Origin of the sequence: Nonomuraea sp. MG754425 (assembly GCF_021699195.1) — a bacterium.
Taxonomy (GTDB): domain Bacteria; phylum Actinomycetota; class Actinomycetes; order Streptosporangiales; family Streptosporangiaceae; genus Nonomuraea.
In genome coordinates this window covers 1-18,991 of sequence record NZ_SSXE01000189.1, presented here as the reverse complement: position 1 = coordinate 18,991, position 18,991 = coordinate 1, and the positions used below count along the sequence as shown (strand labels likewise).

Here is an 18,991-nt window from a genome sequence, read left to right as displayed (position 1 = left end):
CGTGTGGGGTGGTCGGCGTGTGGGCTCGTTTCGGTGGGCGGGGGTGCGCGTTTGGGGTGGACGGGTGAGCGCGGTTGCGCGCGTTCAGCGGACGGCGTAGCCGCCGATGGACGGCTCCAGCAGACCGAAGACCCGGCGGGCGATCGCGGCCAGCGCACCGGCGATGGCGCCGCTGCCGTCCACGGGGTGCGGGTCCTGGAGTCTGTCCAGGTGATGGGGGGCCGCGTGGTGCCCTTGCCCGTCGGCGTGGTGCGGGTCGTCATGCCTGGACGCCCGGCGCGATTCTTCGCGTCCGCTCGGGCCGGCCGCGTGCCGGTGCGCCTCGTCGCGGTGGGCGTGGCCCCTGTCGGGGTGCCTGGTCGTGCCGACGGCGTGCCCCGTGTCCGGGTGCCTGGTCGTGCCGACGGCGTGCCCCGTGTCCGGGTGCCCGGTGTCCGGGTGCCTGGTGGTGCTGAGGGCGTGTCTCGTGCCCAGGTGTCCCGCGCCCGTGCGTCCCGTCTCCGAGCGTGCTGTATCTGGAGGGCCGGCCGTTCGGGGGCCGCCCAGGGCGTCTTCGCCCGCCAGCACGCGGGCCCGCAGCTCGCGGAAGAGCAGGCGGTCGGCCGCCGCGAGCTGGGCGGCCACGGCCCTGGCCGCGACCGGGTCCTCGGGGGTCTCGCGGATGAGCTGCGCGGCCAGGGCCTCTTCCCGCTGGTCGTGCAGGTCGCGCAGGCGGGCCGCCAGGGTCGGGCTGTCGGCGACCATCCGGGCGAAGTCGCGTCCGGTGAAGCCGATGACCGGGTCGCGCCGGTCCAGCGCCGCCAGGTACGCCCGCCGCACCGCCGCCAATGCCGACTCGCCCGGCTCGCGCTGCGCGACCGCCAGTGCCGGCCCGGCCGCGAAGTCCGCGTGGTGGTCGAGCGCCAGGTCCTCCTTGCGCGGGAAGTAGTTGGTGACGGTCATCTTGGCCACCCTGGCCGCGGCGGCGATGTCGGCGATCGTCGTCCGGTCGAAGCCGCGTTCCAGGAACAGTTGGGTAGCGTGGTCGGAGATGGCCTGCCGGGTCTCCCGCTTCTTCTGTTCCCTCAAGCCCAAGGTGTCGGTGCTCATGGCCGCAGTCTTCCACAAAAATTTAGGTCCGACCTTGCTTTAGGTCGCCCCTGCTTTTGGGGGCATCTAAAATTATGTGTGACCTAAGTTCAGGCCGCCGTCCAATCATCCAAAGCGAGCGAGGAGAGTGTTTTGTCCCAAGCAGCAGAGGTTCTCGAGCTGGACGACAACATCGCCGACGGCGGCACGGTCGTCGGCGCGGACTCGGTCAAGGCGTACCTGAAGGAGATCGGCCGCGTGCCGCTGCTCACCGCCGAGCAGGAGATCGACCTGGCCAAGCGCATCGAGGCGGGGCTGTTCGCCAGGGAGCGGCTCGACACCGAACCGGGCCTGCCCGACGACCTGCGCGCCGACCTCGAGTGGATCGCCGCCGACGGCGGGCGGGCCAAGCGCCGCATGCTGGAGGCCAACCTGCGGCTCGTGGTCTCCATCGCCAAGCGCTACACCGGTCGCGGCATGCTGTTCCTCGACCTGATCCAGGAGGGCAACCTGGGCCTGATCCGGACGATCGAGAAGTTCGACTACCGCCTCGGCTACAAGTTCTCCACGTACGCCACCTGGTGGATCAAGCAGGCCATCACCCGGGCCATGGCCGACCAGGCCCGGACCATCCGCATCCCCGTGCACATGGTCGAGCTGATCAACAAGGTCACGCGGATGCAGCGGCGGCTGCAGAGCGACCTCGGCCGCGAGCCCACCCCCGAGGAGATCGCCAAGGAGTGCGAACTCGACGTCGACCGCGTCATCGAGGTCCAGGGCTACGGGCGCGAGCCGATCTCCCTGCACACGCCGCTGGGCGAGGAGGGCGACAGCGAGTTCGGCGACCTGATCGAGGACGTCGAGGCCGTCTCTCCGGCCGACGCCGTCTCGTTCACGCTGCTCCAGCAGCAACTGCGGGCCCTGCTCGACCAGCTCTCCGAGCGCGAGGCGGGCGTGATCAGCATGCGGTACGGCCTCACGGACGGCAAGCCCATGACCCTCGACGAGATCGGCCGCGTCTACGGGGTCACCCGCGAGCGCATCCGCCAGATCGAGGCCAAGACGATGTCCAAGCTGCGCCACCCGTCCCGCTCGCTGGCGCTGCGCGACTACCTCAGCTAGCGGCCGGACCTCCCCTGACGTGCGCCCAGGGGGGTGCCGGACTGAAAGGCGGACTGAAAGGCTGCGCAAACGGAAACCAAGACTGCCGCCGCGGCTCTTTGGCGGCCCGTCGCCCTGACCTAGATTCCAGAACGTGACTCGCTCCCGTTCAAGCCTCGCCCACCAGGCGACGTACGCCATCAAGCACCCGCGGAAGATCCTCCCCCACCTGCGGCGGCTGGCCCGCGACACGTGGCTGGGGCTGCGCACCCGCGACCACGTCGGCTACTACCGCGCCGTCATGAGGTCCGACACCGCCCGCGACCCCGAGGGCGCGGTCGGCTCGCACACCCACAAGCGGTGGCTGGCGCTGGGCCGCATGCAGTTCGACTACCTGGTCGAGCACGGGCTGAAGCCCGAGTGCCGGATGCTGGAGATCGGCTGCGGCAACCTGCGGGCGGGCCACCTGTTCATCGGCCACCTGCACACCGGCAACTACTACGGCGTGGACATCTCGCCCGACATCCTCATGGCCGCCCAGGACACGATCGTCCGGCACGGGCTGGCGGACAAGCTGCCGCACCTCACCCCGGTCCGTGACCTGCGCCTCGCCTTCCTGCCGGCCGCGCACTTCGACGTCGTCCACGCGCACAGCGTCTTCTCGCACTCCCCGCTGGAGGTGATCGAGGAGTGCTTCGCCCACGTGGGACGGGTGATGCGGCCGGGCGCGTGGTTCGACTTCACCTTCGACCGCACCGAGGGCGAGGAGCACCAGGTGCTGCGCGAGGACTTCTACTACCGCACCGAGACGCTCGTCACGCTGGCCGGGCAGTACGGCTTCGACGCGACGTTCATGGACGACTGGGAGCGGACGCCGCACAAGCAGTCGAAGCTCCGCCTCACCCGACGCCCGCCCGTGTAGCCCGTTCGCGCAGGTCCCGCCCGCGTAAGCCCGCGCCGGTCCGGCCGGCTACCCGGCCGCCTCCCCCCAGAACTCCTCCAGCCTGGCCGCCCCGGCCGCCGGGTCCTGGAGCATCCACCAGTGACCGAGCCCCGGCAGTTCGGCCACCGTCGCGCCCGCCCTGGCCGCGCTCGCCCGCGACACCTCCGCCGGCAGGTATGCGTCGTCGGACGGCACCAGCACCAGCCCCGGCGCGGGAATGTCGGTGAACGCCGCAGACCATTCCGCCGCCACGCGCACCGCCGACCGGTAGAGGGCCAGGACGCTCTCGCCCATCACCGCGTCCATCCCGGCCGCGATCGACAACGCGTGCTCGGCGGGCATCCCGAAGCCCTCGAACGCACGGGCGCGCTCCTCGACCGGCGTCAGCGGCAGCCGCTCCCAGAACTGCTCGCCCGCGCCCGGCGTCTGCCAGAGCCGCGCGACGTCGTGCCAGCGGAAGTCGGGGTGGGCCAGCGCGGTGGCGTCGGAGGCCCAGGAGCGGACGAGCTCGGGCTGCAGGCTGACCAGCCGCGCCACCAGGCCGCCGCCCCAGTCGTGGCCGACGAGGTCGATCTCCTCGTCCTCCATCGACTCCAGTTCGGCGGCTAGCCAGGCCACGTACTCCTCCTTGGTCGAGCCGAAGCCCGGCGGACGGGGACAGCCGAAGCCGGGCAGCCGCAGCGCGCGCACGTCCTCGCGGCGCAGCGCCGCACGCAACGGATCCCAGACGGACGGGGTCTCCGGAACACCGTGAACCAAGACGACAGGCATGATCCGCTCCTCCCGCGAAGGGCCCCACAAGCGACCGTACGCCCGGATACCCGGCTGCGCGCGGCCGGGGTGGGGCCATAGGGTTGGCGCACGTGAGAGACGTACGGACCTTGCCGAAGGCGCACCTGCACGTCCATCTGGAGAGCACCGTGCGCCCGCGCACAGTGCACGCCTGGCTCGCCGCCACGCCGGCCGCCACCCGATGAGCGAGCCAGGGGAGCGTGTGCCGCCCGAGGTGCTGGCCGCCTTCGGGGTGGCGGCGGCGGAGCCGGTCTGGATGGGAGGGGCGTGGCGGGCCGGGGCGCTGGCGCTCAAGCGGATCGACTTCCTCCCCGAGACCCTCTGGCGCGCCGGCGTTCTCGCCGCCCTGCCAGACTCGCCCGCGTTCCGGATCGCCCGCCCGGTGGCGGCGGCGGACGGGGCCTGGACGGCCGGGGGCTGGGAGGCGTCCCGGCTGGTGGCGGGGGAGCCCGACACCGGCAGGCAGGACGACGTGCTGCGCGCCGGGGCCGCCTTCCACGAGGCGATCGCGCACCTGCCCCGGCCGTCCTTCCTGGACGTGCGTGACAATCCCTGGACCCGCGGCGACCGGGTGGCGTGGGAGGAGCCGCCCGTCCCGTCCGGCGCGGCGGGCCTGCTGGAGCCCCTCGTGCGGGCGCGCCGCCCCGTCGAGCTCCCGTCGCAGGCCGTGCACGGGGACCTGCCGGGCAACGTGCTGTTCGCCGCCGGGCGGCCTCCGGCGATCATCGACTGGCCGGTCTACTGGCGGCCCCCGTCCTGGGCGGCGGCGGTCGCCGTCGCCGACGCGCTGTGCTGGTACGGCGCCCGGCCCGCGCTGGCCGCCCGCTGGGCGCACCTGCCGGAGTGGGGCCAGATGCTGGTGCGGGCGCTGATCTACCGGATCGTCACCCACGACATCGTGCACGGCCCCGCCGGCTGGACACCCGGCCTGCTCGCCGCCCACCGGCCCGCCGTCGAGGTCGCGCTCGCCCACGCGGGTGCCACCGGGGACCGGCCGGCCGGCCCCGCAGGGAGCGTTCCCCGGCGCTGAGACCGCGGTGGAGCCGACCGACCTGGACGCCCGATCCGCCGGAACGCCGGTCGATCATCGGCCACCCCGGTTCGATCCCGGCGCATCCGCCACGAACCAGGCGCGAACCCATCGTCATGGACGGCCGGATGAGGCCGGCCGGCCCGCTGCGACCGGAGCGGGCCACGCCGGAACCCGGCGCGGCCCGCCAGGGCGGTCAGGCCCGGGGGAGCCGGACCACCGCCGCGCCCAGCGGCTCCAGCGCGACCTCGCCCGTGACCGCCCGGCCGGTGAGCAGGTCCGTCCCCGTCCCTCCCACGGGGACGGACGCGCCCTGCTCGGCGCTGTGGTTGAGCAGGAAGACGAAGTCGTGCTCGGAGTCGGCCCGCACGGTGCACTCCACGTGCGCGGGCACCCCGTCGAAGCGCGAGCGCACGCCCGCCTCGGCGACGACCTGGGACAGCGTGGCGTCGAACGCCTCCTGCTCCAGCAGGGTCGCGAAGTAGACGACGCGCCCGGAGCCGTAACGGTTCTCGACGACGGCGGCCCGCCCCTCCAGCAGCCCGTCCGCGTACGTGGCCAGCGCCTTGCCGGTCTCCAGGTGCAGGTCGTCGCGCCACCAGGACGCCGTGGCGCGCCGCCCGTCGGCGAAGGTCACGGCGAACTCCTCGTGCGGCCTGGCCGGCCAGTACTCGTCGATCTTGGCCCCGATCAGCGCGCGGAACGCGCCCGGGTAGCCGTCGGGCCGCACCCGGTTGTCGGCGTCCACGACCCCGGAGAAGAACGACATGATCACGGTCCCGCCGTTCCTGGCGAACTCGTGGACGCGCTCGACGCCCTCGTCGTCCATCAGGTACGCGTTCGGCACGACCAGCACCTGGTACCCGTCGAGCGGCGAGGCGTGGCTGACCACGTCCACGGCGTGGTGGCGCTCCCACAGCGGCGTGTAGTGCCGCATGACGGTGTCGGTGTAGCTGAAGTCGGAGCGCGGCAGGCCGAAGACCTCCTCCAGCCCCCACCAGCCGTCCCAGTCGAACATGATCGCGACGTCCGCCTGCGACCGCGTCCCGGCGACGGGGGCCAGCAGCCCGACCTCCCGCCCGAGGTCGGTGATCTCCCTGAAGGTGCGCGAGTCGGGCCCGGAGTGCGGCAGCATCGCCGAGTGGAAGCGCTCCTGCCCGCCGCGGCTGGCCCGCCACTGGAAGAACATCACCGAGTCGGCTGCCCGCGACACCGCCTGCAGCGAGCCGAGCCGCATCCGTCCCGGCTCCTTGACGATGTTGAGCTGCCACTGGCTGACCGCGCTGCTCGACTGCTCCATCAGCATCCACGGCTGGCCGCCCTTGAGCGAGCGGAACAGGTCGTAGTTGAAGGCCGCCGACACGTGCGAGTCGGCGTCGGCCGGGTTCGGGTAGATGTCGAGCGCGGCGGCGTCCTCCTCCGGGGCCCACTTCCAGTAGTCGGCGTGCCGGAAGAAGCGCATGAAGTTGGTCATGACCGGGATGTCGTCGCGGAAGGAGCGCACGATGTCCCGCTCGGCGAGGTAGCACTCCAGCAGCGCGTCGGAGGTGAAGCGCTTGAAGTCGAGCCGGCGGGTGGGGTTCATCCAGGTACGGGGGATGTGCGGGACGTCGATCTGCTCCCAGTCGGTGTAGACCTGGCCCCAGAAACGGGTGGTCCACGCCTCGTTCAGCCGGTCGAGGGTGCCGTACCTGCGCCGGAGCCAGGCACGGAAGGCGATCGAGGCGGCCGGGCCGTAGGAGGTGGGCCCGTACTCGTTGCTGATGTGCCACATCGCCAGCGCCGGGTGGAAGGAGTACCGCTCGGCCAGCTTCGTCGTGATCCGGGCCGCGTACTCGCGGTAGATCGGCGACGACGGGTCGTAGTGCAGCCGGTTGCCGAAGCCGAACGGGTGCCCGTCCTCCCTGATGGGGAACACCTCGGGGTGCAGGTGCGTGAGCCAGACCGGCGGCGACGCGGTCGGGGTGGCCAGGTTGACGCTGACGCCGTTGTCGTGGAGGAGATCCATGATCTCGTCCAGCCAGCCGAACTCGTACCTGCCGGGCTCGGGCTCCAGCGAGCCCCACGCGAACACGCCCAGGCTGACCGCGTTGACGCCGGCCTCGCGCATCAGCCGGACGTCCTCCTCCCAGACCGGCCGATCCCACTGCTCGGGGTTGTAGTCACCGCCGAACGCGAGACCACCCACCCGCCGGCGGAAATTCTCCATACGTGCTGACATGCCACTGCTCCCGTCAGTCGTGATCTTCGATCGTTACGTCCGTCAGCCGCCGCTCGTCCCCGGTGAACGCGTACGCCGGCCCGGTCAGCGTGACCGTCCGCTCGTCCACCACGTCCGCGGCCGAACGGCGCACGGACACGCCGACCTCGCCGGGCTCGACCACGCGGCGCCCGTCCCTGCCGGTGAACGACAGCAGCCGGGCCGGCACGTCGAACGCGACCCGGACGCTCTGGCCCGGCTCCAGCTCGACGCGGGCGTACCCGACGAGCTGGGCGAGCGGACGGGTGACCGAGGCGATCCGGTCGGAGACGTAGAGCTGCACCACCTCCGCGCCGGCCCGCTCGCCGGTGTTGCGCACCACGACCGAGCAGCGGACCGGCTCCCCGGCCCGGACCTCGGGCTCGACGGTGAGGCCGGTGTAGCCGAAGCGGGTGTAGCTCAGACCGTGCCCGAAGGCCAGGACGGGAGCGGGGTCGAGGTTGCTGACCGACCCGGCCCCGCCGAGCTTCGGGTGCAGGTAGCTGTACGGCTGCCCGGCGGTGGCCCGCGGCATGCTCATCGGCAGCCGGCCGGACGGGTTCACCGCGCCGCTGAGCACCCGGGCGATCGCGCCCGCGCCCTCCTCCCCGGGGAAGTACGCCTGCACGACCGCGGCGGCGTCCTCGATGATCGCGGGCACGGCGTAGGCGCGGCCCGTCATCAGCACCACCACGGTCGGCGTGCCGGTGGCCAGCACCGCCTCGGCCAGCTCCCGCTGCGCGCCCGGCAGGTCGAGGCTCTCGGCGTCGCAGCCCTCGCCCGAGGTGCCCCGGCCGAACAGCCCCGACCGGTCGCCCAGCACGAGGACGGTCACGTCGGAGCCGGCCGCCAGCCGGGCGGCGGCGGGGATGCCCGTGCGGTCGCCGTCGTCCACGCCGGTGCCCTTCGCGGTGACGATCTCCGCACCGGGCAGCTCCGCGCGCAGCGCCTCCAGCAGGGTGGGGGCGGCGATGCCGGTCTCGACGCCGGGGAAGTGCGGCAGCACGTGCTGGACGAAGGAGTAGCAGCCGAACAGCGCGGCCACGTCGTCGGCGTTCGGCCCGACGACCGCGACCTTCCCGCCCCGCGCGAGGGGCAGCACGCCGTCGTTGGCCAGCAGGATGACCGACTCCTCCGCCAGCCGCCGCGCCAGCTCTCGCGCGGCCGGCTCGTCGAGGTCGATCGGGCCCTGCGGCTCCGGGTCGTAGTCGTCGTCGAGCAGCCCCAGGTCGGCCTTCTGCCGCAGCACGCGGCGCAGCGCCCGGTCGATCAGCGACTCGTCGATCCGGCCTGCGGCCACCGCCTCCCGCAGCGGCTCCAGGTAGGTCACCCCGGTCGGCAGCTCGACGTCGATGCCCGCGGTCAACGCCTGCACGGCGGCGTCGCCGGCGTCCGCGGCCACCGCGTGCAGGGTGTGCAGGAAGGCCACGGCGAAGTAGTCGGCGACCACGGTGCCGTCGAAGCCCCAGCGTTCGCGCAGGATCTCGGTGAGGTAGTGGGCGTCGGCGGCGACGGGGATGCCGTCGATCTCGGCGTAGGAGTTCATCACCGAGCCCGCGCCCGCGTCGCGTACGGCGACCTCGAACGGGAACAGCAGCGTGTCGGCCACCTCGCGCGGGCCCGCGTGCACGGGGGCGAGGTTGCGCCCGGCGCGGGAGTTGGAGTAGCCGACGAAGTGCTTGAGGGTGGCGATCACGCCCGTGGACTGCACGCCGCGCACGTAGGCGGCGGCGATGGTGGCGACCTCGTACGGGTCCTCGGAGATGCACTCCTCGACCCGGCCCCACCGCTGGTCGCGGATCACGTCGAGGACGGGGGCCAGGCCCTGGTGCACGCCGAGCGAGCGCATGCTCGCCCCGATCCGGCGGCCCATCTCCTCGACCAGGACGGGGTCGAACGACGCGCCCCACGCCGGCGGCACCGGGTACGTGGTGGCCCGCCAGGCCGCCAGCCCCGTCAGGCACTCCTCGTGCGCGAGGGCCGGGATGCCCAGCCGGGTGTTCTCGCGCAGCCAGCGCTGCCGGCCGGCCAGCGCCGAGCGGGCCCACTCCGGATCGACCGGCCGGGTGCCGAAGTGGCGGGTGATCTGGCCGACGCCGTCCTTGGCGAACGCCTCGAACTCGACGTCCTCGCCCTGCATCGCGTCCTGCAGCGGGGCCACCACGCCCTCGTCGCGGTTGACGTTCAGCCACACGCCGACGAGTTGCGCGAGCTTCTCGCCGAGCGTCATCTCCGCCAGCAGTTCCTCGACCCGCCGCGACCGGCGTCCGGCCGTCTCCGGCTCAACACGTGCAGGCATACACCCTCGTTCGGTGGAGAGAAAAGCGGAAAGTTTCTGATCGACTTTCCGAAAGATTATCGTGACATTGCCGATCAGTTACGGTAGGGTCCTGCTCAGAGCTCTGTCAACAGTCCCGATCGAACGCAGGTCCCGCGCCGATTCCGCTGGTGAGAGAGCCCCCTGATCTCGGGTGGTTTTCCGAAAGTTTCAGCTTCCGATGCCTCCGCACGGTGGCATCACCGCCATACAGGAGGTCCTGTGCCTCGAGCCACGCTGGCCGACGTCGCGGCGGCGGCCGGAGTGTCGGTGCCGACGGTTTCCAAGGTTCTGAGCGGCAAGAAACACGTCTCCGCCGCCACCAGGGACAAGGTCCTCGAAGCGGTCAGAACCTCCGGATACGAGGCCCCGCGCCCGCCTGCCTCGCCCCGCGTCGGCGTCGTCGACCTGCTCATCGACGGCCTCGGCTCCCCCTGGGCGCAGGTGCTCATCAGCGGCGCGGAGAAGGCGGCGGCCCGCTGGGGCTTCTCCCTCGTCGTCACCTCCTCCGCGCGCGCCGACTTCGACCTGCGCCGCTGGATCGGGATGGTGCGCAAGCGCAACACCGACGGCATCGTCCTGGTGCTCTCCCGGGCCGACCAGCGCGAGATCACCGCCATCGAGGAACTGCTGCACGTGCCGCTCGTCCTGCTCGACCCCGTCGGCCAGCGCGACCCGCGCCTGTCCACCGTGGGGGCCACCAACTGGCTCGGCGGCGTCATGGCCACCACGCACCTGCTCGAACTCGGGCACACCAGGATCGCCTTCATCGGCGGGCCCCTCGACACGCAGTGCACGCTCGACCGCTACGAGGGCTACCTGGCCGCCCACCGCACCTTCGGGATCGACTCCGACCCCGCGCTCACCCGGCACGGAGACTTCCTGGTCGGCAGCGGCAAGGCGCTCGGCGGCGAACTGCTCGACCGCGACGACCCGCCCACCGCCGTCTTCGCCGGCAACGACCTGCAGGCCGCCGGCGTTTACCAGGCCGCCACCGAGCGCGGCCTGCGCGTGCCCGGCGACCTGTCCGTCGTCGGCTTCGACGACTCGCTGCTGTGCGAGATGCTCTCCCCGCCGCTCACCACCGTCCGCCAGCCGCTCGACGACATGGCCAACGAGGCGGTCCGGCTCGTGTACGAGGAGCTGACCCACCCCAAGGGCCCCGCCGGCACCCGCATCGAGCTGGCCACCACCCTCGTCGTGCGGCGCAGCACCGCGCCGCTCGACCCCGCCCCTGCGGGCTGAGCGGCGAGCTGAGCGGGCCCTCGAAGCAGCCCTCAGAGCAGGCCCGCGTCGCGGACCTTCATCGCCACGTGCACCCGGTTGTCGGTGCCCAGCTTGGCGAAGATGCGGGTGATGTAGGCCTTCACGGTCGCCACGCTCACCGACAGGGCCCTGGCGATCTCGGCGTTGGAACCGCCCCTGGCCACCTCGACCGCGACCTCGCGCTCACGCTCGGTGAGCGTGGCCAGCTCGCGCGCGGCCTGCGGGCGCAACGGCTCGTACCGGCCGGTGGCCGCCGCGATCACCTGCCGCGCGACGCTCGGCGACAGCACCGGCTCGCCCCTCGCCGCCGCCCGCACCGCCTCGATCATCTTCGGCGGCGGCGTGTCCTTCAGCAGGAAGCCGCTCGCGCCCAGCCGCAGCGCGCGCAGCACCATGTCGTCGGCGTCGAACGTGGTCAGCACCAGGATCCGGGGCGGGTTCGGACGGCTGAGCAGCAGCTCGGTGGTGGTCAGGCCGTCCTGCTCGGGCATCCGGATGTCCATCAGCACCACGTCGGGACGCAGCTCGCCGACCACCGTCATGGCCTGCCTGCCGTCGCCCGCCTCGCCCGCCAGGTCCAGGTCCGGCTCGCCGCCGAGGATGAGGCGCAGCCCCGTGCGCACCATCGGGTCGTCGTCTACGATCACCACTCTGATCACGGGTCTCACGCCTCCCACGGGAGCAGGGCGTCCACGACGAAACGCCCGTCCCGTACGCCGTGGGTGATCGTGCCGCCGGCCATCCGGGTGCGTTCGGCCAGGCCGACCAGCCCCAGCCGCCCGCCGGGACCGGCCGCCGCGCCGGACGGGGCCGGGTTGCTCACCCGGATCCGCAGCCCCGTCCCCGGCCGCCCGCCGATCTCGGCCCGCACGTGGCTGCCGGGCGCGTGCTTGCGCGCGTTGGTGAGCGCCTCCTGCACGATCCGGTACGCGTGCCGCCCCGTCTGGGCCGGCAGCAGCTCCCTGACGGCCACGTCGTCGTCCACCTCGACCCGCTGGCCGGCCGCGCGCACCTCGTCGAACAGGGCGTCCAGGTGGTCCAGGGTGGGCTGGGGAGCCTCCGGGCCGCCGTCGTCGCGCCGCAGCGTGCCGAGCACGGCGCGCAGCTCGTTGAGCGACTGGTGGGCGTTGTCCTGGATGGCCAGCGCCGTCTCGCGGGTCTGCTCGGGGCCGAGGTCCTTGCGGTAGGCCAGCCCGCCGGCGAGCATCGCCAGCAGCGAGATCCGGTGCGCCAGCACGTCGTGCATCTCCTGGGCGATCTTGAGCCGCTCGGCGAGCTTGGCCTGCTCGACCCGCTGCTCCTGCGCCCGGTCCGCGGCCGCCGTCCGCGCCGCGGCCAGCTCCTGACGGCCGCGCAGGTAGAGGCCGAAGACGCTGAGCGCGGTGATCGCGACGCCGCCGACCAGCGCGTAGAGGGCGGTCAGCCGCCAGTTGTCCTGCCACCACACGGTGGAGCCGATCACGCTGAGCCAGTACACCACCGCGACCGGCACGACCTGCGGCCACCGGCGGCGCGCGGCCAGCCAGGCGAACGCGACGACGGCCGGGCCGTTCAGCGTCCAGGCGAACACCGTCGGCACGGCCGTGATCAGCGCCACCTGCCACGGCCACCGGTCCCGCCAGTGCAGCAGGATCAGACCGGCCGCGCCGGCGGCCAGGTCCAGCACGATCATGGGCAACCGGCCGCCGGCCTCCTCCTGCCGGGCCGTGAGGCTGACCGTCATGAGACAGAAGATCAGGACCGGGACGGCCGCGATCAGGTAAAGGACGACGGAGCCCAGCGCGTCAGGGGACATCGCCCCTGCGGGCTTCGACGGCGGACGCCGGAGGCGGTCGGGGAGCACGTGCACGGCCTCCAGCCTAGAGAAACGCCCGCGCCGGGCCTCAGCGACCCAGGTCCACCGCCAGGTAGACCTTGGTCGATCCGCGCATGGCCGTGGGGCTTCCGAGGCCGCGAAAGTCTCGCCCCAGGTCCGATGAGCCCGTCCCGGCCGGTCCGGTGGACTGGTCCGCGTGATCGAATTCCATGGCGTCACCAAGACGTACCACGGCGTGAAGGCGCTGGACGACGTTTCCTTCACCGTCGGTGAGGGCACCGTCACCGGGTTCCTCGGGCCCAACGGCGCAGGCAAATCGACGGCCATGCGCGTCCTGGCCGGGCTGGCCCGCCCCACCTCGGGCGCGGCGACCGTGCTCGGACGGCCGTACGCGGAGCTGGAGTGCCCGGCTCTGGCGGTCGGCACGCTGCTCGACGCCGGAGCCCAGCACCCCGGCCGCACCGGGCGGGAGGTGCTGACGCTGGGCGCGATGCTGCTCGGCCTGCCCCGATCGCGGGTCGGTGAGGTGCTGGAGCTGGTGGGCCTGTCCGGCAAGGAGGCCGGGCGGGCCGTCGGCGGCTACTCGCTGGGCATGCGGCAGCGCCTGGGCATCGGGCACGCCCTGCTCGGCCGGCCCAGGGCGCTCATCCTCGACGAGCCCGCCAACGGCCTCGACCCGCAGGGCATCCACTGGATGCGCGAACTCCTGCGCGGCCTGGCCGCCTCGGGCTGCGCCGTGCTGCTCAGCTCCCACCTGCTGCACGAGGTGGAGCAGGTGGCCGACCACCTCGTGCTGATCGGCGCGGGCCGGGTGCTCGCGCGGGGCACGCTCGCCGAACTCGGCCGGGGCCGCACTCTCGAACAGACGTTCCTGGAGCTGACCTCCGGCGCGGATCGGAGCAGGGCATGACGACGGCTCCCCGGCCCGCGCGCCGCATCCCCTTCGGCGTCCTGCTGCGGGTCGAGACCCGCAAACTGCTGGACACCCGCACCGGCCTGGTCATGACGGGCCTCCTGGTCGCCGCCGCGTTCGCGCTGGTCGCCGGACGGGCCCTGACCACGGGGCCGGCGGACCTGCGCGTCCTGGCCGGGACGGCGGCGCTCGCACCCGGCACCCTGCTGCCCGTGCTCGGCATCCTCACCATCACGGGGGAGTGGAGCCACCGCACCGCGCTCACCACGTTCACGCTGGAGCCCCGGCGGGGGCGGGTGCTGGCGGCCAAGCTGCTGCCCGTTCTGGCCGCGTCCGTGGCCGCCTGCCTGCTCGGGCTGCTCGTGGCGGTGCCGGCGACCGCCCTGTCCGCGGCAGTGCTGGGCGTGGAGGCCGGCTGGCGGCTGGAACCGGGCCCGCTGCTGGGCTGGATCGCGACGGCGCTGCTCTCGGCCGCCTCCGGGCAGGCGCTGGGCCTGCTGCTGCTGAACGGCCCCGCGGCGATCGTGATCTACCTGCTCAATCCCATGGTGTGGGCCCTCGTCCGCGGACTCGGCGAGCCGGGCCGGGCCGTGGCCGGCTGGCTGGATCTCAACACCGCCACGAACGCCCTGATGGCGGCGGATCTGGACGGCGGCGGCATCGCCCGGCTGGCGACGGCGGTGGCGGCGTGGATCGCCGTGCCCATGGCTCTTGGGGTTCTGCGGGTGCTACGGAAGGACGTGTGGTGAGGGCTTTACCAGGCAACGTAGATCTTTGCCGGATTCATGGGGTTTCGTTTGCCTTTGTCCGTTTCGCTGGGTAGCTTGGTGGGTGTTGCCAGCGAGTGACCCGCGCCTTACCAAAAGCGGGGCCGGGCCTCCCGGGTGACACGGATCCGGATCGGATGGATCCTCTCGCGCTCCACGTAGCGACCGAATGGCGCTTCGCCCGGCTACGTCCGTCAAGCGAGTGCAAAGTTCCCGTCCCCTAACAAAGGACCTGAATTTATTATGTCTGCTCGCCTGCGATCCCTTGCCGTGCTGGCCACGTCCGCTATCACGGCGCTGACCATCGGCTCGACCGCGGCGCACGCCGACCTCGGCACCACCGAACAGCAGGGTGTGCTGAAGGGCTCCACCACGGCGTCCTACTTCTGGGACGACTCCTCCGGCCGCGCCGGTGACACCGGCCTGCCCGCCGCCGGCAAGCCCATGCAGAAGGGCCTGGTCGCCAGCCCGAGCTGGCCCCTCATGACCGAGGGCTACGTGATCTACAAGGGCAAGAAGATGCCTTTCTTCGTGGGTGACCGCGGCCCCGGCGACCCCTCGAACCGTGGCGTCATGCTCGACCTGGACGCCAAGACCTTCGCCGAGCTGACCGGCGGCCGGTTCAACCCGGACACCCTGGGTGTGGACGGCGTCTCCGGCGAGGGCCACATCGAGATCGAGTACGTCGTCACCAAGTGGGGTGACGGCGTCGGCAGGAAGAACCACCCGGTGGCCTTCTCCACCGGCGCCTGGTCCAAGAAGGACAGCGGTCCCATGGTCCAGCCGGTGTCGGTCAAGAACGCCGAGCGGTGATCCGCCTTCGTACGACGTGCCAGGAGGGCGCTCCCCAGACGGGGGGCGCCCTCCTCGCGTGTCCGGGGGCGTGACTCCCGGGATCACCTGCGTCCGGGCACCGGCACCTTGGACCAGTCGATGTCGGAGCCGAGGTAGAAGCTCGGATAGGCGGGCTGGTTGTAGCCGGTCTGCTGCCGGGCGACCTCGACCCGGTACTGCGGGTCGTGCATGAGCGTGTACAGCTTCCGGTCCGTCAGCTCGGTGCTCACGTACAGGCGGATCGCGTCGCTGTCGGCGGTGCGCACCAGCAACTCCTCCCGCCAGTCGCCGAGGACGTCGGCCACCAGCCCCGGGTTGCCCTTGGTCCAGTTGTTGGTCAGCGTGCCCTCGGCGGTGAGGAGCCGGCCGCGCCGATGATCGTCGACGGTCGGCGTCTGCAGGACGGTGGTGGCGGTGCCGTTGACGAGCTGGGTGGTCATGTCGGCGGCCCAGCGGATGCTCATGTTCGTGCCCGGCGCGTCACGGCCCAGGTGGTCGCCGCGGGCCGACCACAGCCCGGCCTGGACCGCCTGGTCGGGCGGCATCGACGACCACAGCTCCAGGCCGCGCACGGCCGGGTCGATGTCGCCGGCCATGCCGCGCCCGGTGTCCACCCCGCTGTAGCCGCCGTGGACGACCTCGCCGGTGGCGGCGTCGCGCAGCGCCCAGCCGTACGGGGCCCACGGGCCGCCCTCGTGCACGGTCCAGATCTCCAGCCCGGGGCGGTCGGGGTCGAGGTCGCCGACGTGCATGGCGTCCCCATGGCCGAGGCGGACGTTCTGGCCGGGCACGCTGCTCTGCGGCGGGGCCACGCCGAAGGAGGAGTACAGCAGGCCGCCGTCGTCGTCGATGGTGGCCGAGCCGTAGACGATCTCCTGCCTGCCGTCGCCGTCCACGTCGGCCACGCTCATCGAGTGGAAGCCCTGCGTGGTCAGGTCGGCGTACTCGGGGTCGCCGCCGGGGACGCCGTGCGGCGCGGCGTTGAACGGGTTGGCCATCGGCGCGTGGCCGCTGTCGACGAACCAGCGCTCCTTGAGCCGCCTGCCGTCCCAGTCGTAGGCCACGAGGGTACTACGGGTGTAGTAGCCGCGCGAGAAGATCGCCGACGGGTGCTCGCCGTCCAGGTAGGCCACGGACGACAGGAACCGGTCCACCCGGTTGCCGGGCTCGATCCTGGCCATCGCGTAGTCGCCCCACAGCAGGCCGTCATCGCCGCGCCCCGGCTTGTAGTGGACGGTCTGCAACTCGCGGCCGGTGGCCCCCTCGAAGACCGACAGGTACTCGGGCCCGGTCAGGACGAAGCCGTTGAACTCGCGCAGCCGGTTGTTGCCGCTGCGGGCCGGGGCGTAGACGTCGACGAAGTGGTCGGCCAGCTTGACGGCGTCGGCGTGGGAGAGCGGGTAGTCGTAGCGCGGCTCGATGCCGAACGCCTGCTCCAGCGTGGCCGGCCAGCGCCCGGCGACGACCTCCGGGTGCTCGTGCCATTTTTCGAACATGTCGACAACATGGTCGAAATAGTCTGCCGCGCTCTTTCGATAGTCGTCGGTGTCGGAGTAGCCGGCCTTGACGTCCTCGCGCGGCATCGTGACGAATCGCTCGGACACCGCCCGGCCGCCGGGCCCGTACCGGGTCGCCTTCGTGCCCGGCGCGGTCTTCAGCATCAGCTCCGACCGGCCGTCGCCGTCGAAGTCGTAGACCAGGAACTGGGTGTAGTGGGCGCCGGAGCGGATGTTCACGCCCAGGTCCAGCCGCCAGCGCAGCGTGCCGTCCAGCTCGTACGTGTCCACGTACGTGTTGCCCGTGTAGCCGCGCTGCGAGACGTCCTTGGAGTTGGACGGGTCCCACTTGACCACGTACTCGTACTGGCCGTCGCCGTCCACGTCGCCCACGCTGAGATCGTTGGCCGTGTACGTGTACGCCTCGCCCATCGGGGTCACGCCGTCGGCCGGTTTCCGCAGCGGAATGTCGTAAAACGTTTTAAGCCAAGGCGTCGCCACGGCGCTGCGACGGCCCTCGCGGCCCTGGACGATCGGGGCCACCCGGTACTCGGAGCCGGCCGCGCCCGCGGGGTCGCGATAGTTGGTGCTGTCGGTCACGGTGGCGATCGGGCGGCCGTCGCGGTAGACGCGGAAGCCGGCGCCCGTCATGCCGGACGTGCCGTGCCCGGTCACCTCGTCGCCGAGCAGCCGCCAGCTCAGGAAGACGCCTTCGCTGGTGGAGGCGGCCACGAGGCCGCGATCGAGACGTTCGAGCGCGATGCCGCCCCGGTGGCGGCCCGTCGCGCCGGCGGACGCGGGCGGCGCGGCCATCGGCAGGCAGAGCAGGGCGGCCAGCCCGGCGGCCAGCGCGCGGCGGATGCTGCTGGGGGGTCTCATGATGAGGAGCTCCGCTTGCTTGAATCGATGCAATTTTCGCCGGAGATTATTGGTCGTTTGTGAGGATTGTCAAGCGACGGTTTCCCGCTCGTCACCTGGCAGGGGAGAACGCCCTGGTGAGGCGGTGAGCACCGGATGAACGCGGGCTGAAAGGGACGATCGGGGGAGTCAGCGGAAGTCGCCGGCGTGCTCTCCGGCCCACTGGGCGAAATCGCGCGGAGGCCGTCCGGTGAGCTGCTCGACGGCGGGGGACACGGCGGCGCGCACCCCGACGGCGGCGGCCCACGTGGCCAGGAGCTCCTCGATGACGGGGAGCGGCACGTGGTGGCGGGCGAGCCGCCGGCGGGCCTGCTCCGGGCTCTCCTCGACGAAGGCCAGCTCACGCCCCAGCGCACCGGCCAGGATGGCGACCTGCTCGCGGAAGGTCAGCGACCGCGGCCCGGTCAGCGGGTAACGCCGGCCCTCGTGCCCGCCCCGCAACGCGATCGCGGAGACGGCGGCGACGTCGGCCTCGTGGACGGGCGCGGTCGCCGCCTCCGGGTACGGGGCCCGGACCGTGCCGTCGTGCCGGATCATGCCGCCCCAGTGCCGCACCGCGTTGGACGCGTACGCGGTGGGCAGCAGGTGCGTCCAGGCCAGCCCGGCCCCGGTCAGGGGCCGCTCCACCGCGGCGGGGTCGTCGTGGAGCCCGGAGATCACCACGACCCGCCTGACCCCGGCACGCGCGGCGACCGCGGCGAACCCGTCGCCGAGCTGCCCGGCGGAGTACAGGTGCACCGCCTCCACCCCGTCCAGGGCCGCCGACAGCGACGCCGGATCGTCCAGGTCGCCGCCCGCCACCTCCACGCCGGCCGGCAGGTCCGCCGTCCCGGGGTGGCGGCTGAGCGCCCGCACCCGGACGCCCGCGCCGCTCAGCGTCTCGACGAGCCGCCGTCCGATGAGGCCGGTCGCTCCGCTCACCAGAATCATGCCTGGCCTCTTCCCTCCGTCGGCGGCCCGCCGCGGTCGTCGGCGGCGAGCGGTCGGGCCGACGGTTTCGCCCAGCCCCCGCGCGACCCCCGCTCACTCAAACACGGGTGGTGACGCCGGTCAAAGAAGTCACCCGGCACGCAGGACGATCCGGCCCCGGGCGGACCCCGTGGCCTGACGCCGCCACGCGTCCGCGGCCTGCGCCAGCGGCACCACCTCGTGGGCCACCCGCAGCCGACCGGCCGCCGACTGCCGGGCCACGTACACGATGGCCGCCGCCCGCTGCTCGGGCGTGAGCTCGTTGTTGGTGTATCCCAGGACGCGCAGCGAACGGCTGCGCAGGGTGGCGGAGTCGAGCGGGCAGGTCTCCGACGCCGAGCCGCCGAGGTTGACCAGGCGGCCACCGGCGCGCAGCGTACGGGCCGCCGCCGCGGCCGGGACGCCGAACAGCGGGTCGAGCACCAGGTCCACCGGCCCGTCGCAGGCGGCCGAGAGCCGGCGGGCCAGCTCGCCGACCGCGTCCCCCGAGGAGTCCCCCGAGGAGTCCCCCGAGGAGTCCCC

General features: G+C 72.7%; 15 protein-coding genes and 1 pseudogene. 7 read left to right on the top strand and 9 right to left on the bottom strand.

Annotation, left to right across the window (positions count from 1 at the left end; all coding sequences use genetic code 11):
• Nucleotides 1-84: 84 nt before the first annotated feature.
• Entirely contained in the window at nt 85-1,089 is a 1,005-nt protein-coding gene (locus FAF44_RS42760; protein ID WP_237109121.1) for a TetR/AcrR family transcriptional regulator, read from the bottom strand.
• A gap of 90 nt (nt 1,090-1,179) precedes the next feature.
• Between FAF44_RS42760 and FAF44_RS42755 the strand changes: the two are divergent.
• Together FAF44_RS42755 and FAF44_RS42750 are read left to right on the top strand one after the other, a co-directional pair.
• Nucleotides 1,180-2,190: pseudogene (locus tag FAF44_RS42755) on the top strand (RNA polymerase sigma factor); the annotation flags it as partial.
• 133 nt (nt 2,191-2,323) lie between these two features.
• On the top strand, nt 2,324-3,091 hold the full coding sequence (locus FAF44_RS42750; protein ID WP_237109120.1) for a class I SAM-dependent methyltransferase: 768 nt from the start codon (nt 2,324-2,326) through the stop codon (nt 3,089-3,091).
• 48 nt (nt 3,092-3,139) lie between these two features.
• Here FAF44_RS42750 and FAF44_RS42745 read toward each other — a convergent pair whose 3' ends face one another.
• On the bottom strand, nt 3,140-3,883 hold the full coding sequence (locus FAF44_RS42745; protein WP_237109119.1) for an alpha/beta fold hydrolase: 744 nt from the start codon (nt 3,881-3,883) through the stop codon (nt 3,140-3,142).
• Between the two features lie 202 nt (nt 3,884-4,085).
• Between FAF44_RS42745 and FAF44_RS42740 the strand changes: the two genes are divergently transcribed.
• Nucleotides 4,086-4,934, top strand: coding sequence for a hypothetical protein (locus tag FAF44_RS42740; protein ID WP_237109118.1), 849 nt, complete (start codon nt 4,086-4,088; stop codon nt 4,932-4,934).
• Nucleotides 4,935-5,130: 196 nt separating this feature from the next.
• Here the strand turns inward: FAF44_RS42740 and FAF44_RS42735 are convergent, their stop codons facing one another.
• Complete coding sequence (locus FAF44_RS42735) at nt 5,131-7,155, bottom strand: beta-galactosidase (RefSeq protein ID WP_237109117.1); 2,025 nt, start codon at nt 7,153-7,155, stop codon at nt 5,131-5,133.
• Nucleotides 7,156-7,168: 13 nt separating this feature from the next.
• Entirely contained in the window at nt 7,169-9,472 is a 2,304-nt protein-coding gene (locus FAF44_RS42730) for a beta-glucosidase (protein WP_237109116.1), read from the bottom strand.
• Nucleotides 9,473-9,712: 240 nt separating this feature from the next.
• On the opposite strand from FAF44_RS42730, the gene FAF44_RS42725 reads away from it, so the two are divergent.
• The gene (locus FAF44_RS42725; protein ID WP_237109115.1) at nt 9,713-10,735 is read left to right on the top strand and encodes a LacI family DNA-binding transcriptional regulator; all 1,023 of its coding nucleotides are present in this window, start codon (nt 9,713-9,715) and stop codon (nt 10,733-10,735) included.
• 32 nt (nt 10,736-10,767) lie between these two features.
• Here FAF44_RS42725 and FAF44_RS42720 read toward each other — a convergent pair whose 3' ends face one another.
• Both FAF44_RS42720 and FAF44_RS42715 read right to left on the bottom strand, forming a co-directional pair.
• On the bottom strand, nt 10,768-11,403 hold the full coding sequence (locus FAF44_RS42720) for a response regulator transcription factor (RefSeq protein ID WP_308193482.1): 636 nt from the start codon (nt 11,401-11,403) through the stop codon (nt 10,768-10,770).
• 17 nt (nt 11,404-11,420) lie between these two features.
• Complete coding sequence (locus tag FAF44_RS42715; protein WP_237109114.1) at nt 11,421-12,605, bottom strand: sensor histidine kinase; 1,185 nt, start codon at nt 12,603-12,605, stop codon at nt 11,421-11,423.
• Between the two features lie 163 nt (nt 12,606-12,768).
• Between FAF44_RS42715 and FAF44_RS42710 the strand changes: the two genes are divergently transcribed.
• The 3 genes from FAF44_RS42710 to FAF44_RS42700 all read left to right on the top strand — a co-directional run bounded on the left by FAF44_RS42710 (nt 12,769) and on the right by FAF44_RS42700 (nt 15,065).
• A complete protein-coding gene (locus tag FAF44_RS42710; protein ID WP_237109113.1) occupies nt 12,769-13,482 on the top strand; it encodes an ABC transporter ATP-binding protein in 714 nt (237 codons plus the stop codon).
• The gene (locus FAF44_RS42705) at nt 13,479-14,234 is read left to right on the top strand and encodes a hypothetical protein (protein ID WP_237109112.1); all 756 of its coding nucleotides are present in this window, start codon (nt 13,479-13,481) and stop codon (nt 14,232-14,234) included. The genes FAF44_RS42710 and FAF44_RS42705 overlap by 4 nt, the downstream gene beginning before the upstream one ends.
• Nucleotides 14,235-14,495: 261 nt before the next feature.
• Nucleotides 14,496-15,065 carry a hypothetical protein gene (locus FAF44_RS42700; protein ID WP_237109111.1) on the top strand — a complete coding sequence of 190 codons (570 nt, stop codon included), beginning with the start codon at nt 14,496-14,498 and terminating at the stop codon, nt 15,063-15,065.
• An 83-nt stretch (nt 15,066-15,148) separates the two neighbouring features.
• On the opposite strand, the gene FAF44_RS42695 is transcribed toward FAF44_RS42700, so the two are convergent.
• From FAF44_RS42695 to FAF44_RS42685, 3 genes are all read right to left on the bottom strand, one after another.
• Nucleotides 15,149-17,395, bottom strand: a complete 2,247-nt coding sequence (locus FAF44_RS42695; RefSeq protein ID WP_237109122.1) for a rhamnogalacturonan lyase — start codon at nt 17,393-17,395, stop codon at nt 15,149-15,151.
• Between the two features lie 234 nt (nt 17,396-17,629).
• Nucleotides 17,630-18,430 (bottom strand): NAD(P)H-binding protein, encoded by an 801-nt coding sequence (locus FAF44_RS42690; protein ID WP_237109110.1) that lies wholly within the window; start codon nt 18,428-18,430, stop codon nt 17,630-17,632.
• A 129-nt stretch (nt 18,431-18,559) separates the two neighbouring features.
• On the bottom strand, nt 18,560-18,991 hold a 432-nt coding region (locus FAF44_RS42685), incomplete at its 5' end, for a zinc-binding dehydrogenase (RefSeq protein ID WP_237109109.1).